The 14,762-nt window shown below is 74.4% G+C and carries 12 protein-coding genes; 7 read left to right on the top strand and 5 right to left on the bottom strand.

What is annotated here, in order from left to right; translation table 11 throughout:
- Positions 1-82: 82 nt before the first annotated feature.
- Positions 83-364 carry an HU family DNA-binding protein gene (locus ACIQLL_RS17190; protein ID WP_402469830.1) on the bottom strand — a complete coding sequence of 94 codons (282 nt, stop codon included), beginning with the start codon at positions 362-364 and terminating at the stop codon, positions 83-85.
- A 163-nt stretch (positions 365-527) separates the two neighbouring features.
- On the bottom strand, positions 528-1,304 hold the full coding sequence (locus ACIQLL_RS17185; protein WP_402469828.1) for a copper resistance CopC family protein: 777 nt from the start codon (positions 1,302-1,304) through the stop codon (positions 528-530).
- A 71-nt stretch (positions 1,305-1,375) separates the two neighbouring features.
- Here ACIQLL_RS17185 and ACIQLL_RS17180 point away from each other — a divergent pair, with 71 nt between their 5' ends.
- The 4 genes from ACIQLL_RS17180 to ACIQLL_RS17165 all read left to right on the top strand — a co-directional run bounded on the left by ACIQLL_RS17180 (position 1,376) and on the right by ACIQLL_RS17165 (position 5,902).
- The gene (locus tag ACIQLL_RS17180) at positions 1,376-3,424 is read left to right on the top strand and encodes an NAD(+) synthase (RefSeq protein ID WP_402469825.1); all 2,049 of its coding nucleotides are present in this window, start codon (positions 1,376-1,378) and stop codon (positions 3,422-3,424) included.
- 344 nt (positions 3,425-3,768) lie between these two features.
- A complete protein-coding gene (locus tag ACIQLL_RS17175; RefSeq protein ID WP_402469822.1) occupies positions 3,769-3,885 on the top strand; it encodes a ribbon-helix-helix domain-containing protein in 117 nt (38 codons plus the stop codon).
- Positions 3,886-4,119: 234 nt separating this feature from the next.
- The gene (locus ACIQLL_RS17170) at positions 4,120-5,385 is read left to right on the top strand and encodes an amidohydrolase (protein WP_402469819.1); all 1,266 of its coding nucleotides are present in this window, start codon (positions 4,120-4,122) and stop codon (positions 5,383-5,385) included.
- 73 nt (positions 5,386-5,458) lie between these two features.
- Positions 5,459-5,902, top strand: a complete 444-nt coding sequence (locus ACIQLL_RS17165; protein WP_402469816.1) for a hypothetical protein — start codon at positions 5,459-5,461, stop codon at positions 5,900-5,902.
- Positions 5,903-5,976: 74 nt separating this feature from the next.
- Here the strand turns inward: ACIQLL_RS17165 and ACIQLL_RS17160 are convergent, their stop codons facing one another.
- A complete protein-coding gene (locus ACIQLL_RS17160) occupies positions 5,977-8,076 on the bottom strand; it encodes a penicillin-binding transpeptidase domain-containing protein (RefSeq protein ID WP_402469813.1) in 2,100 nt (699 codons plus the stop codon).
- An 89-nt stretch (positions 8,077-8,165) separates the two neighbouring features.
- Here ACIQLL_RS17160 and ACIQLL_RS17155 point away from each other — a divergent pair, with 89 nt between their 5' ends.
- Positions 8,166-9,170 carry a M15 family metallopeptidase gene (locus tag ACIQLL_RS17155; RefSeq protein WP_402469810.1) on the top strand — a complete coding sequence of 335 codons (1,005 nt, stop codon included), beginning with the start codon at positions 8,166-8,168 and terminating at the stop codon, positions 9,168-9,170.
- 16 nt (positions 9,171-9,186) lie between these two features.
- Here the strand turns inward: ACIQLL_RS17155 and ACIQLL_RS17150 are convergent, their stop codons facing one another.
- Positions 9,187-10,383 (bottom strand): MalY/PatB family protein, encoded by a 1,197-nt coding sequence (locus ACIQLL_RS17150; protein WP_402469808.1) that lies wholly within the window; start codon positions 10,381-10,383, stop codon positions 9,187-9,189.
- A gap of 67 nt (positions 10,384-10,450) precedes the next feature.
- The gene (locus ACIQLL_RS17145; protein ID WP_402469805.1) at positions 10,451-11,143 is read right to left on the bottom strand and encodes a hypothetical protein; all 693 of its coding nucleotides are present in this window, start codon (positions 11,141-11,143) and stop codon (positions 10,451-10,453) included.
- A 147-nt stretch (positions 11,144-11,290) separates the two neighbouring features.
- On the opposite strand from ACIQLL_RS17145, the gene ACIQLL_RS17140 reads away from it, so the two are divergent.
- Both ACIQLL_RS17140 and ACIQLL_RS17135 read left to right on the top strand, forming a co-directional pair.
- Positions 11,291-13,636, top strand: a complete 2,346-nt coding sequence (locus ACIQLL_RS17140; RefSeq protein ID WP_402469803.1) for a SpoIIE family protein phosphatase — start codon at positions 11,291-11,293, stop codon at positions 13,634-13,636.
- A gap of 43 nt (positions 13,637-13,679) precedes the next feature.
- Positions 13,680-14,717: a sigma-70 family RNA polymerase sigma factor gene (locus ACIQLL_RS17135; protein ID WP_402469800.1), complete on the top strand. Its 1,038-nt coding sequence runs from the start codon at positions 13,680-13,682 to the stop codon at positions 14,715-14,717.
- The last annotated feature ends 45 nt before the right edge of the window (positions 14,718-14,762 follow it).

Genomic DNA, 14,762 nt, shown 5'->3' with positions numbered 1-14,762 from the left:
CACGGCCCGGACGCGCGAGGGCCCGCCGTCCGCAGCGCAGCGGACGGCGGGCCCTCGCGTGCTGACCGAGGTCAGCGGGACGTCACTTGGCGACGGCCTTCTTCAGCAGCGAGCCGGCGCTGATCTTCACGCCGTAGCCGGCGGGGATCTGGATCTCCTCGCCGGTGCGCGGGTTGCGGCCGGTGCGGGCGGCACGCTCGACCCGCTCGACGGACAGCAGGCCGGTGACCTTGACGGCCTCACCCTTGCCGAGCGACTCGATCAGCACCTCCTGGAGGGCGTTGAGCGCGGACTCGGCGTCCGACTTGGTCAGGTCGGCCTTGGCGGCGATGGCCGAGGCGAGCTCGGACTTGTTGAGCGACATGAGCATCCCTTCTCCGGATCACGGCGTACGGACCCGTACGCCGTCACGTTCACGGTCAGCCCGGCAGGAACCGGTGGACCGGGAACACACTAAGGAACATCCGCGGGTTTCTGCGACTTTTGCGCGCCTCGGCGCGCCTTGAAGTCCCCCGCGGACGGTGGTATCAGTCCGTGGGCCGGCCCGGCGGAGCCGTGCCGTGGCTCTCGTACAGACGACGGCGGGACCGGGTCAGCAGGGCGACGGCGACCCCGATCATGACGACCAGCGCGGCGCCGTACACCAACGGCATCGACCCGAGGCCGTCGTCGGTGCCGGTGGCCGGTCCGGTCGTGGACGCCGAGGGTTCCGGGGCCACGGCCCCGAGCCCGTCGAGCTCGCCGGAGTCCTCCAGGTCGGCCTCCGCCGACGCGGCGTCACCGGGTTCCGAGGCGGCGGCGCCCGGCTCGGTCGCGTCGGCGCCCGGCTGCTCCGCGACGGTCCAGCCGACCTGGCCCTCGATCGGGTGCCCGTCGGCGGAGACCGCACGCCACGCGACGTCGTACGCACCGCCGGCCCCCGCGGGCTCGAAGCTCGCGGTGACGACCTCCCCGTCGACCGTGACCTGCGCCTCCGACGCCCCGTCCGGTCCGGTGACGCGCACCTGGGTGCCGTCCGCGATGACCTCGGAGCTGAACGTCAGCGTCAGGGTGCCGACCGGCTCGTCCAGCGCTGCGCCGTCGGCCGGGTCGGAGGAGACCAGCTGGTCGTGCGCGCTCGCGGAGACCGCCCCGAGGATGCTCACCGCCGTCCCGCCGACCACGGTGAGCAGCATCGCGAGCGCCACGACGATCGCGACCACCCGGCGGCGGTTCTTCCGCACGACGGGCGTCCAGCCGTCGTCGGGTCCCGACCCGCCCGGTCCGGAGGAGGCGGGCGTTCGGCCCGCAGGATTCTGCGCCACGGGTGCGACCCTAGCGTCGCGATCCGACACCCACCCAACACGCCCGTGGTGTCGTCGGGCACACTCGGGGTGTGGACTTCCGCAACGCCTACGCCCACGGCTTCGCCCGCGTCGCCGCCTGCACGGTGCCCGTGACCGTCGCCGACCCCGCCGCGAACGCGGCCGCGATCCTCGCCGAGGCCCGTGCCTGCCACGACGACGGCGTCGCCGTGGCCGTCTTCCCGGAGCTGTGCGTGTCCGGGTACGCCCTGGACGACCTGCACCTGGCCGACACCCTGCTGGAGGCCGTCGGGGACGCCCTCGAGCAGATCGTCGAGGCCAGCGCGGACCTGCGTCCGCTGCTCGTGGTGGGCGCCCCGCTGGAGGTGGACGGGCGGGTGCTGAACTGCGCCGTCGTCGTCGCCGGCGGCAGGGTGCTCGGCGTCGCGCCGAAGTCCTACCTGCCCACCTACCGCGAGTTCTACGAGAAGCGCTGGTTCGCGGCCGGGGCGGACCGGCGCGGGGGCACGGTGCGGCTGCCGTTCGCCGACGACGACGTCCCGTTCGGCCCGGACCTGCTGTTCCGCGCGTCCGACGTCGCCGGGCTGACCGTGCACGTCGAGGTGTGCGAGGACATGTGGGTGCCCGTGCCGCCGTCGGCGGAGGCGGCGCTCGCGGGCGCCACGGTGCTGCTCAACCTGTCCGCGAGCCCCGTCACGGTGGCTCGCGCGCAGGACCGGCGGCTCATGGTGCGTTCCGCCTCGTCGCGCTGCCAGGCGGCGTACGTCTACGCGGCGGCGTCGCAGGGCGAGTCGTCCACCGACCTGTCGTGGGACGGGCAGACGCTCGTCTACGAGGCCGGCGACCTCCTGGCCGAGACCGAGCGGTTCCCCGACGGGCCGCGCCGGGCGGTGGCCGACGTCGACCTCGACCGGTTGCGCCAGGAGCGGTTGCGCCAGGGCACGTTCGACGACAACCGGCGGGCGCTCGGCGACCGGACCCAGGGCTTCCGCACCGTCGCCTGGGAGGTGGGACCGCCGTCGGGCGACGTCGGCCTGCGGCGGCGGGTGGACCGGTTCCCGTTCGTGCCCGACGACGCGGCGCGCCTGGCGCAGGACTGCTACGAGGCGTACAACATCCAGGTCACGGGCCTGGAGCAGCGGCTGCGGGCGATCGGGCAGCCGAAGGTCGTGATCGGAGTCTCCGGCGGTCTGGACTCCACGCACGCCCTCATCGTGGCGGCGAACGCCATGGACCGGCTGGGCCGGCCCCGCACGGACGTCCACGCGATCACGATGCCGGGGTTCGCGACGTCGGACGAGACGAAGGAGCGGGCGACCCGACTGGCCACGGCGCTCGGGGTGCGGTTCGAGGAGCTGGACATCCGGCCCGCCGCCGAGCAGATGCTGCGCGACCTGGACCACCCGTACGGCCAGGGCGAGGCGGTCTACGACGTCACCTTCGAGAACGTCCAGGCGGGGCTGCGCACCGACTACCTGTTCCGGATCGCGAACCACCGCGGCGGGATCGTGCTGGGCACCGGGGACCTGTCCGAGCTGGCGCTGGGGTGGTGCACCTACGGCGTGGGCGACCAGATGTCGCACTACGCCGTGAACACCGGGGTGCCGAAGACCCTCATCCAGCACCTCATCCGCTGGGTGGCCGACGCGGGCGACTTCCCGGTCGAGGTGGGTGACGTGCTGCGCGAGATCGTGGTGCAGGAGATCTCCCCGGAGCTGGTGCCGGCCGGCGAGGGTGAGGCCCCGCAGTCCACCGAGGCGATGGTGGGTCCCTACGCCCTGCAGGACTTCACGCTGTTCTGGACCCTGCGGTTCGGGATGCGGCCGTCGAAGATCGCGTTCCTGGCCTGGCACGCCTGGCGCGACGCGTCCGTGGGCGACTGGCCGCCGAACTACCCGCACGACGAGCGCTCGACCTACGACCTCGCGACGATCCGGCACTGGATGCTCGTGTTCTTCCGGCGGTTCTTCGCCTCGCAGTTCAAGCGCTCGGCGCTGCCGAACGGGCCCAAGGTGGCGGCCGGCGGCACGATGTCGCCGCGCGGGGACTGGCGGATGCCGTCGGACGCCTCCGCGGCGGCGTGGCTGCGCGAGATCGAGGAGAACGTCCCGGAGGCCTGACCCCGACGCGGACGGCCCAGCGTGCTCCCTGCACGACGGCGACGCCGACCGCCGCGTTGGCGACACCGAGAAGCGCTGCACCGAGGAGCGCCGACGGCTTGGTCAGTGGCACCGCCTCAGCGACCACCAGCAGGGCAGGCCACAGCAGGGCAGCCAGGAGCAGCGTCGTGCGCCACCACCGGCCGACGAGCAGCCCGAGCACCATCATGCTGGGGATCATCAGCGCCTCCTCGAGATCAAGCCGGTACGGCACCGAGCCTATCGACCCGTCGCTCTGCCCGATCACCGCCCTGCCATCTGTCCGGGTGATCTGGCGACCTCGACCCACGCCAACCGTCGTGGCGGTGAGGCTCGACGCCGCCACGCTCAAGGCACTGACCGAGCGGGCGCAAGAGGAAGGGCTGGCCAACCGGTCGGAGGCCATCCGTGCGGCGGTGCGTGCCTGGACGCACGTCGCGTGAGGCTGCACGATGCAGCTCGCAAGCACTTCAGGCGCGACCGGCTGACCGAGGACGGCGTCCTTCGAGCAGCGGCGCCGTGAGCCTCGCCCCCCGTCCGATGTGCCGACGTCGGCAGTTCGTCCCCAGATCGGCAGTCCGAACTGCCGATCCCGGGACAGAGTGCCGACGTCGGCAGTTCGGAGGCAGGGGACGGGGATCGGGCATCGCCCGACACGGACGAGGCAGGATGGGCTCATGACTTCCACGCAGCAGCCCACCACCCCGGGCACCACCCGCTCCTCCGTCGCCGTCACGAACGGCTACGTCCTGCCCATGACCGGCGAGCCGATCGAGCACGGCACCGTCCTGATCACCGACGGCGTCATCACGGCCGTCGGCGCCGACGTCACCGTGCCCGACGGCGTCCGGACGATCGACGCCGGTGGACGCTGGGTGCTGCCCGGCTTCGTGGAGTCGCACGGGCACGTGGGTGTGCACGAGGAGGCGGAGGGCTGGGCCGGGGACGACACCAACGAGAAGACGGGTCCGAACGGTGCCCACCTGCGCGCGCTGGACGCGATCAACATCGAGGACGAGGGCTTCCGCGACGCGCTGGCCGGGGGCGTCACCTCGGTCGTCGTCAAGCCCGGCTCGGCGAACCCGATCGGCGGGCAGACGGTCGCGATCAAGACGTGGGGCGGACGCACCGTCGACGAGCAGGTCCTCGCCGAGGCCGTCTCCGTGAAGTCCGCCCTCGGGGAGAACCCCAAGCGCGTCTACGGCGACCAGAAGAAGCTGCCGTCCACCCGGATGGGTGTCGCCGCCGTGATCCGGCAGGCGTTCCTGGACGCCCAGCACTACGCGGCCGCCCGCGCCGCCGCCGAGGCCGACGGCAAGCCGTTCGCCCGCGACCTGGCGAAGGAGACCCTGGTGCGCGTGCTCGACGGCGAGCTCGCCTGGGACCAGCACACGCACCGCGCCGACGACATCGCGACCGCCCTGCGCCTGGCCGACGAGTTCGGCTACCGCCTGGTGGTCAACCACGGCACCGACGGCGCCGCCGTCGCGGACGTGCTCGCCGAGCGGGACGTGCCGGTGATCTTCGGGCCGATGTTCACCACGCGCAGCAAGGTCGAGCTCCGCCACCGCGACATCGCGCACCTGGGGCGGCTGGCGGCGGCCGGCGTGCGCGTCGCCATCACCACCGACCACCCGGTGGTGCCGATCAACTTCCTGGTCCACCAGGCCTCGCTCGCGGTCAAGGAGGGCCTGGACCGGACGGTGGCGCTCGAGGCGCTGACGGTGAACCCGGCAGCGTTCCTGGGCCTGGACGAGCGGGTCGGATCGCTGCGTCCCGGCCTAGACGGCGACGTCGTCGTGTGGTCGGGCGACCCCCTGGACGTGACGTCCCGCGCCGAGCACGTGCTGGTCACCGGCACCGAGGTCTACACCTGGGACGCGGCGGCCGACGGCGGCCGGGGCGCAGGTGTCGTCGTGGAGCGGTCCGCACGGTTCGTGTGAGCCGCCTGTGAGACCCAGCACAACGGGGTGCCCGGGTTTGCCTGCGCCGAGGGACGCAGTGTCGAATCGTTCCATGCGTACCCTCGGCGCCGCAGCAGCGGCACTCTCCTTCGCCCTGCTCGTCTCGGCCTGCGCCGGCCCGGACTCCGCCGAACCGGCGGCTGCGTCCTCGGCGTCCCCGGAGGCCTCCGCCACGGCGGCGGCCGACCCCACGACCACCTGCGCGGGCTACTACGACGGCGGCGAGCTCTCGATCCACGAGCGCGTCACCACGTGGACGTCCGCCGTCGCCGAGCCGGCCACGGAGGAGAACCAGTCCGAGCTGGTCATCATCCAGGACCGGCTCAGCTCCCAGATCCGCTACGCGCAGGACGGTCCCGCCACGCTGCTCGAGGCGATCCAGGAGCCGTTCGTGACGTCGATCGAGGGCGGGTCGGGCGACCCGTCGGTCGTCGAGGAGTCCGCCGCGGCGTTCGCCACCCTGTGCGACGAGGCGGGTTACGTCCTGCCGGAGTGACTCCTCGGTGTTCTGAGCGGCAGTTCGTCATCTGATCGGCACTCCGGAGTGCCGATCAGATGACGAACTGCCGCTCAGATCCCGGACAGGAACGCCCCCATGAGCGGGCCGGCCGTCGTCGACCCGTACTCGCCGTCCTCGACGAAGACCGCCACGGCCAGGTCGTCCTCGATCGCGAGCATCCACACGTGCTGGCGCGACCCGTCGCCGTACTGCGCGGTCCCGGTCTTGGCCCCCACGACGCCGGGGATGTCCGCCAGGGCGGACGCGCTGCCCTCCGAGACGACGGCGCCCATGAGGTCGCGCAGATCGGCGGCCTCGGTCTTCGTGAGCCCCTTGTCCGTGCCCGCGGAGGCCTGAGCTGACGCGGCGTCGTCGGACGGCTCCGACGACGGCGCCCCGGAGGCCCCGGAAGCCTCGGAAGCCTCGGAAGCCTCGGGGGACGGTGCCGTGGAGGCGTCGTCGTCGGTGCCCGCGTCGCCCGCGTCCCCGGCCGGCGACCCGTCGGCGGGCACGACCTCCCGCACGATGCGCGGCTCCACCTTCCGGCCCGCCGCCACGCTCGCCGCCACCGTCGCCATGCCCAGCGGCGAGGCGAGGACCGCGCCCTGGCCGATCATCGTCTCGGCCCGCGCCGTGGCGCCGTCGTCCGAGGGCGGGACCTCGCCGAGGAACGACGCGGTGCCCGTCGCCGGCTCCGCGACGAGCCCGAGGTCGGCGGCCGCGTCCGCGAGCGACCCCGGGGCCAGGTCCCCGCCCGCACCGATGAACGCCGTGTTGCACGAGTGGGCGAACGCCGTGCGGAACGAGACCTGTCCCGTCGCCGACGCCGGGTAGCCCGGCACGTTGGAGTACGTGCGACCGTCGACGGTCCGGGTGGCCGGGCAGTCCACCGTGTCCTCGGGGAACACGCCCGACCGCATGAGGGCCAGCGCACCGGCGACCTTGAACGTGGACCCGGGCGGGTACTGACCGAGCGTCGCCGTCGACCACCCCTCGCTGCCGGGGCCGCTGGCGGCCGCGAGGACGTCCCCGGTGGAGGGGCGGATCGCGACGATCGCGCTGGCGGGCTCGACGTCGGCGAGGACTTCCTCGGCCAGCACCTGCAGGTCCGGGTCGAACGCGGTCGCGACGTCGGCGCCGTCGACCGGGTCGACGCGGTAGGCCTCGCGCAGCACCTCGTCGTCACGGGAGACCACGTCCACCGTGAGCCCGGCCGTGCCGCGCAGCTCGCCGTCGTACTCCTGCTGCAGCCCGGAGAGCCCGACGACGTCCCCGGCGACGATCTCGCCGTCGGAGTCCTCGATGATCTCCGCGGTCGCGTCACCCGAGCGGCCCAGGACGGGTCGGGCGAACGACGACGTCGGGGCCAGCTCCATGGTGTCGGCCAGGACGTTGACGCCGGTGATCCCGCGGGCGTCGTCCGCGGTGAAGTCCACCCCGGAGGTCTTGTGGTCCTGCCGGATCGTGATCGCCAGGACGTAGGCCTTGTCCCCGGCGGCCTCGACCCGGCCGGCGTACTCGGCGGGGTCCAGCCCCACGAGCTTCGCCAGCTCGCGGGCCTGCGCCTCGTACTGCGAGGGCTTGAGGTAGGTCTTGTCGATGCCGATGCGCCACACGTCGCGCTCGGTCACCAGCGGGTCGCCGTGGACGTCGAGCAGGTCGCCGCGGTCGGGTTCGGCGGCGGCGATCTCCAGGCGCTCGCCCGCCGCCAGGTCCGGAGCGACGAGGTCGGGCTGCCACAGGACCTTCCACTCGCCGGACTCGTCGGAGTCCTCCGGCGGGGCCGCCCACGCGAGCTCGGTCGTCGTCGTGTACTCCCAGGTGTGCTCGGCGGACAGCGGCCAGCTCCAGGCGAGGGTGACGTCCGCCGTGGGCTCCTCACCCTCGGCCTCGGGGCTCTCCGTCACGTCCGTGACCTGCACGGTGGGCTCCAGCCCGGCCTGCTCGGCGGCGGCCACGAGGGGTGCGGTGACCTCCTCCAGGTGCTGCTGCGGGATCGCGGAGGTGGTGGTCACCAGGGTGAACGCGCTGACGTCGCCCGCGGCGAGCGCCGAGGCGAGGGCGTCGGCGGTCTCGGACGCCGGCGGGCGGTCCGGCCCGGTGCATCCGGCCGCGGCGAGCACGGCCGGGGTCAGGAGGGCGGCCAGGGCGAGAGTTGTCCGACGTCGCACGCCCGCGAGCGTAGCGTGCCCCGGTCGACGGTGTGGAGGGTCCGGGCGCCGGCTGGCGAGCGCGAGCCGTCCTCTGGGATGGTGGTGGGGTGCCCGCGCCCGCGCTCCGTCACGCTGCCCGCCTCCTGGTGGGTGGTCTGGTGGCGGCGGTGCTCGTGACGCCGGCGACGGCCGCCGAGGTGCCGCCCCACGACCCGCACGTGCCGGCACCCGAGGCCCCCTCGCTCTCCCCCACGGCGATCGTCGGCTGGGCACCGGCCGAGCGCCGGACCGCTGGTGAGGCCTGGTCCGACGGGGTCGTCGTCTCCCCCGCCGCAGGTCGCGACGTCGAGCTGCAGCAGCAGGTGGACGGTCGGTGGGTGGCCCGCCGGTCCCTGACCCTGGACGACGGCGCGGCGGACGTCGTGCTCGTCGACCTCCCCGACCGGTGGACCCACGCCCCGGTGACGCGCTGGCGCCTGTCCGTGGCCGGCTCGGCCCACGCCGCACCGGCGGTCAGCGGGACCAAGCGTGTCGAGACGGTGTGGCCGGCGGTGTCCGACCCCCGGGACCCGACCGTGCTGGTCACCAAGGAGCGCGGGGTCGAGCCGGCAGGCTTCCGCCCGCGACCGCTCGTCACGCCGGACCTGGCCACCGTCGGTCACCGGACGTCGCTGCGGCCGCGGGCCGCGACGGCCCTGGCCGAGCTCGCCGCGGACGCCCAGGAGGCGACCGGCAGGAAGCTGGTGCTCGTCTCCGGGTTCCGTTCGGCGCGCTACCAGGACCGGTTGTTCGCCCGGTACGCGGCCGAGCACGGTGCCCGCGCGGCGAACAGGTTCTCGGCGCGCCCGGGGCACTCGGAGCACCAGACCGGCTGGGCCGCCGACGTGACCCAGGCCGGGGTGCCCTTCACCGAGTTCGGGGGCACGCCGTCGTCGGCCTGGGTCGACCGCCACGCCTGGCGGTACGGGTACGTGGTGCGCTACCCCGAGGGCGCGGAGGAGATCACCGGGTACGACGCCGAGCCGTGGCACCTGCGCTACGTCGGACGCGACCTCGCGGCCTACCTGCACCGCACCGGCGGCACCCTCGAGGAGGCGGTCGGCATCGACTGACGGGCACCGGACGCCGCTACCCCAGCGCGCGCCCCAGCCGCTCGACCGCCTCGGTGAGGATCTCCGGTGACGTGGCGAGGTTGAGCCGCAGCCGGCCCTGCCCGCCGCTGCCGAAGTGCCGGCCGTCCCCGAGCGCCACCCTGGCGTGGCGCAGCACGTGGTGGTGCGGGTCGGCCCCCTCGGGCACCGCCGCGCGCACGTCGAGCCACATCAGGTAGGTCGCCTCGGCCGGGTGGACGCGCACGCGCGGCGCGTGCTCGGCCAGCAGCCGGGTGGCGAGCTCCCGGTTGCGGACCAGCCCGGCGCGCAGGGCGTCGAGCCACGCGTCGCCCTCGGCGTACGCGGCGGCGTGGGCGAGCACGGCGAGGTGGTTGACGCCGTGCCCCGCCTCCTCCGGGATGCGGCGCAGGTCGTCGGCGGCGTCGGGTCCCCCGACGGCGGTCGCCGCCCGCAGCCCGGCGAGGTTGAAGGCCTTGGACGCCGAGTGGATCGCGATCGCGCGCTCGCTGCCCGCGACGGACAGCAGCGGCGTGAAGGGCGTGCCGCCGTCGGGCACCAGGTCGGCGAACGTGAACGGGGCGTGGATCTCGTCGACGACGACGCGGACGCCGTACCGGTCGGCGAGCGCGAGGACCGCCTCGAGCTCGTCCCGGGTGTGCACCGTGCCGGTCGGGTTGTGCGGGCTGCACAGCAGCAGCACCGCGCGGCGTCCGCTGCCGGCGCCCGCGCCGTGCCCGCCGGTGCGGGTGGCGGTGCGGAACGCGGCCTCGAGGGTGCCGAGGTCGAGCCGGCCGGCGTCGTCGAGGGGGGCCTCGACGACCTGCCGTCCCTCGTTGCGGGTGAACCCGTAGAACGGCGGGTACACCGGCGGGGTGACGACGACCGCGTCGCCCGGCGCGGTGAGGACCCGCAGGATCTCCACGACCGCCACCATGACGTCCGGCAGGGTGCGGCTGGTGCGCTCGTCCGGGGTCCAGCCCCAGCGCCGCTGGGCGAAGGGTGCGAGGGCGGCGGCGTACGTGGTGCCGATGTCGTAGCCGGTGTCCCCGGCCCGGAGCGCCCGCGTGATCGCCTCGACGACGAACGGTGCCTGCGGCACGTCCATCTCGGCCACGAACAGGGGCAGGACGTCGTCCGGGTGGGCGCGCCACTTCACGGAGGTCCGACGGCGCAGGTCGGCAAGGGTCAGGGCGTCGAGCGGGGAGTCGGTCACCGCACCGGTGTATCAGGCTCCGCTCGCACGCTCCAACGCGGACGCCGCACCGCGGTGGGGACCTGCGTCACACCTGCGCGGGCCGGACCACGTCCACCCACTGCTCGGAACGCAGCGACTCGCCGGCCTCCACGATGCCGGACCAGCGGCGCGCGTCCGCGACCGTGGCCTCGAGCAGGGCGCGCAGCCGGTCGTCGACGTCGGGCGCGAACGCCTCGCTGATGCCCTGCACCGCCGTCGAGACGACGGACGGGGCGGCGTCGCGCACGAACCGCTTGGGCTTGACGTGCGTCCCGGCGCAGAAGCGTCGTGCCCACTCGGCCGTCTTCGGGGTGGAGGCCAGCGCATCGCGGCTCTCCGGGGCCATCGTGCCGTCCGGCCGCCCGTCGAGGACGTCGAGCATCCGCTCGGCGCCGTAGACCGCCACGGCCAGCGTCTGCTGGCGGTCCGCGGGTGCGACGGGCAGCGCGGTCTGCGCCGAGCGCAGCGCGATCCGCACGTCCCAGCGCGGGTCGTCGCTGGTCAGGCCGATGACCGACGGGATCAGGGGCGCGAGCCGCGGCCGGGCGTCGTCCGACGTCAGGTCGTTGACGGCCCGCGCCATCATCGCCAGCAGCGGGTGCGTGCACTGCGGATGGTCGCTCCAGCGCTCCCCCGCGAGGAACGACGCGAGCTCCATGAAGCACGCGCCCTTCTTCGGGTTGCGGTGCTTGCCACGCCCCAGCATGGGCAGGGCGTCGAACGTTCCAGCGGTTCCCACCACGAGTCCACCCCCGTATCGGTTCCTGGTTCCAGTGTGCGCGCGGTGTGACGCAGGTCGCAACGGCTGGGGCCGATCCGGCCGCCGATCAGCGACTTCGCCCGCGTCCTGACCGGCGCCGCGCCCGCGCGGGGCCATACTGGGACCGTGCCCGAGACCCAGGTCCTGGGTTCGCTGACCCACGGCGCGCCCGATGAGTCCCCTGCCGACGAGGTGTTCGACCGCATCGTGCGGCTCGTCCGCCGCAACCTCGGCGTGCCCGCAGCCACGTTCGTGCTGCTCGGCCAGGAGGACGACGTCCAGTACCTCCCGGGCGCGGTGGGCCTGCCGGCCGAGACGCAGCGCACCCGCCGCTACGTCCTGGAGCACCCGGTCACGGGCCTCATCGCCGAGACCCGCACCGCCGTGGTCATCTCCGACGCCGACGCCGAGCCCCGCGTCTCCGGGCGCGGGCTCGTCAAGGACCTGGGCGCCCGGTCCCTGGCCGGCTACCCCGTCGAGGACAGCCGGGGGCAGGTGGTCGGGGCGCTGTGGGCGCTCGACTCCACGCCGCGCACCTGGTCCGAGGACGATCTGGCCACCCTCAGCGACCTGGCGGCGGCGTGCACCAGCGAGCTGCGCCTGCGGTCCGAGCGGGAACGCGCCCGCCGCGCCGAGCAGGTCGCGTTCCGGGCCCACCAGCGGGCCCAGTTCCTGCTCGGCCTGTCCGAACGCTTCGCGGGCGTCACCACGATCGAGGAGGTCGAGGAGACCATCGCCCAGGTGGTCGGTTCCGGGATGGGCGCCCGCTGGTGCTCCCTGGCGCTGGTCGACGCCGACCGCCGGCACCTGCGGTACATCACCGTGGGCCACCAGGAGCCCGGCTTCCCGGACGAGATGCGCTCGGCCCGCCTGGACGCACCCCGGCCGGACACCGCCGTCGTGCGCGACCGCACCACGCTGTTCTACCGGGACCACGCCGAGATGATCGAGGTGTTCCCCGCGATGGCCGGGATCGGCCTGCTCTCGGCAGGAGCCCGCTCGTTCCTGCCGATCATCGCCGACGACGACGTCATCGGCGTCGTCGTGTGCGTCTGGGAGGACACCCGCGACCACGACGCCGGCACCGCGGCCCTGGAGACGACCGTCAGCCGGTACGTGGCGATGGCGCTGGAGCGGGTCGCCCTGCTGGAGGCCCGACGCCGGGTCGCCACGACGCTGCAGGAGTCGCTGCTGACCGACCCGCCCGCCGTGGCGCACCTCGACATCGCCACGACCTACTCCCCGGCCGCGCGCACCGACCAGGTCGGCGGCGACTGGTACGACACGGTGGTGCGGGACGAGAACACGGCCGTGCTCATGATCGGGGACGTCGCCGGGCACGACGTCAGCGCCGCCGCGCAGATGGGTCAGCTCCGCTCGATGCTGCGGTCGATGGCCTGGAGCCACGACGACTCGCCCGCCGAGCTGCTCACCCGGCTCGACCGCGCCAACGCCGAGCTGGGCCCGCACGCGATGGCGACCGCCGTCGTCGTGCGCCTCGACCACGACGTGGAACCGGTCGGGAACACCGGGCCCGAGGGCACCCCCGAGCGGGGCTACACGCTGACGTGGTCCGACGCCGGACACCCCCAGCCGCTCGTGCTGCGGCGGGACGGCTCGGTGGAGCGGCTGGACGCCCGACCCGACATGCTGCTGGGCATCGCCCCCGACGCCACCCGGCGGGACCACGTCGCGCGCCTGCTGCCCGGCGAGACCCTCCTGCTCTACACCGACGGTCTGGTCGAACGACGGGGCGTGTCGATCACCGAACGCACGGCGGACCTCGAGGTGGCGCTGTCCGAGGCCCTCGGCGAGGCCACGGCCTCGCTGCCCCGGGCGCTGGTGCGCCGGCTCGTCGGCCGGGCCCAGCGTGACGACGTGGCGGTGCTCGCCGCCCGCGCGCGCGTCCAGGCGCCCTCGGGCCCGCCGTCCGAGGAGGGCCCCGCCACGGCGGAACGGCGGGTCGCCGACGACCTGAGCGACCTCGGGCCGGCGCGCCGGTGGGTGGACGACGTGCTGGAGTCCTGCGACGTCGACGCCGAGCAGCGCCGCACGGCCATGCTGCTGTCGAGCGAGATCCTCACCAACGCGCTGGAGCACGGCGCGGCGCCGATCGTCGTCACCGTCGTGGTGGACGACGAGCGGCTGCGGGTCGCCGTGCGGGACGGGTGCACCCGGCCCCCGGTCCTGCGGGCGCCCGAGCCGCAGGACCTGTCGGGCCGCGGCGTGCAGTTCCTGGAGCGGCTGGGGTCGCGGTGGGGCGTCGAGCAGCACCTGCCGGGAGAGTCGGTGGGGCGGCACGGCGACCTCGGCGAGGGCAAGACGGTGTGGTTCGAGATCGACCGGTCGGCGCGGCCGTTGACGGGAGCGGTCCCCGTGGTGCACCGGCGGTCCCCGACCACGAGCTCGGTCCCGCTCGTCGAGCGGGTGCTGCCGTGGACCCGCGACGAGGCCCGCCGCCGTCGGACCTGACCGTCCCTGGTGCGTGTCGGCGGCGAGTCGTACTGTGTGAGGCATGACACAGACGGCCCCCGGGGGCGCTGCCGCGCCGCCCCGCGCGGGCGCCCTCGCCACCTCCGACGCGACCTCCCCGCCGGACGTCGGCGCGCGCCTCGAGGAGTACCGGCGCGAGCTCACCGGGTACTGCTACCGGATGCTCGCCGGCGCCGGTGACGCGGACGACGCCGTCCAGGAGACGATGCTGCGCGCCTGGCGTGCCTACGACCGTTTCGAGGGGCGGTCGTCCCTGCGGTCCTGGCTCTACCGGATCGCCACGAACGTGTGCTTCGACCAGCTGGGCTCGTCCAAGCGCCGGGAGCGCCCGATGGGGCTGGGCGGACCCCAGCCTCCGGAGATCGAGAACTTCGGTGCCACGCTCCCGGAGGAGCGCTGGGTGGAGCCGGTGGCCGACGACGACGTGCTCCCCCGAGAGGGCGATCCCGCGGCGATGGCCGTGGGCCGGGAGTCCGTGCGGCTCGCCTTCGTGGCGGCCCTGCAGCACCTCCCGCCCCGGCAGCGGGCCGTGCTGGTGCTGCGGGAGGTGCTGCGCTGGTCCGCCGCGGAGACGGCCGCACTGCTCGACACCACCGTGGCCTCCGTCAACAGCGCGCTGCAGCGCGCGCGGGCCACGCTGGGCGCCAAGGCCCTGGACCGTGAGGAGGCCCGCTGGAGCAGCGTCGACGACGACCTGCTGAACCGCTACGTGGACGCGTTCGAGCGGTACGACATGGACGCGCTGGTCGCGCTGCTGCACGAGGACGCCGTGCTCAACATGCCGCCGTACACGCTGTGGGTCCACGGTCCGGCGGACATCGCGCGGTGGATGCTCGGCCCCGGCCACGGGTGCGAGGGGTCGCGCTGCCTGCGGGTGGCGGCCAACAGCTCGATGGCGTTCGGCCAGTACCGGGCCTCGCCCGACGGCGGCTGGACGCCCTGGGGGCTCGTGGTCCTCGAGGACGACGGCGCGGGGCACGTCACCGGCATCACCACCTTCCTGGACACCGCGACCTGGTTCCCGCGGTTCGGCCTCCCGGACCGCCTGCCCCCGAGGTAGGCAGCGGCTCTCGCAGGCGGGGCCTTTCGGGCCGTGCCGGTCGAT

Origin of the sequence: Isoptericola aurantiacus, assembly GCF_044769875.1 — a bacterium.
Lineage (GTDB): Bacteria > Actinomycetota > Actinomycetes > Actinomycetales > Cellulomonadaceae > Isoptericola > Isoptericola aurantiacus.
Note: the sequence above shows the minus strand (reverse complement) of the source record. Positions and strands in the feature narration are given on the sequence as shown.

What these genes read in the sequence shown, in the direction of transcription:
- ACIQLL_RS17190 (WP_402469830.1), bottom strand. Translation starts at nt 364, where the DNA reads ATGTCGCTCAACAAGTCCGAGCTCGCCTCGGCCATCGCCGCCAAGGCC.
- ACIQLL_RS17170 (WP_402469819.1), top strand. Translation starts at nt 4,120, where the DNA reads ATGACTTCCACGCAGCAGCCCACCACCCCGGGCACCACCCGCTCCTCC.
- ACIQLL_RS17165 (WP_402469816.1), top strand. Translation starts at nt 5,459, where the DNA reads ATGCGTACCCTCGGCGCCGCAGCAGCGGCACTCTCCTTCGCCCTGCTC.
- ACIQLL_RS17135 (WP_402469800.1), top strand. Translation starts at nt 13,680, where the DNA reads ATGACACAGACGGCCCCCGGGGGCGCTGCCGCGCCGCCCCGCGCGGGC.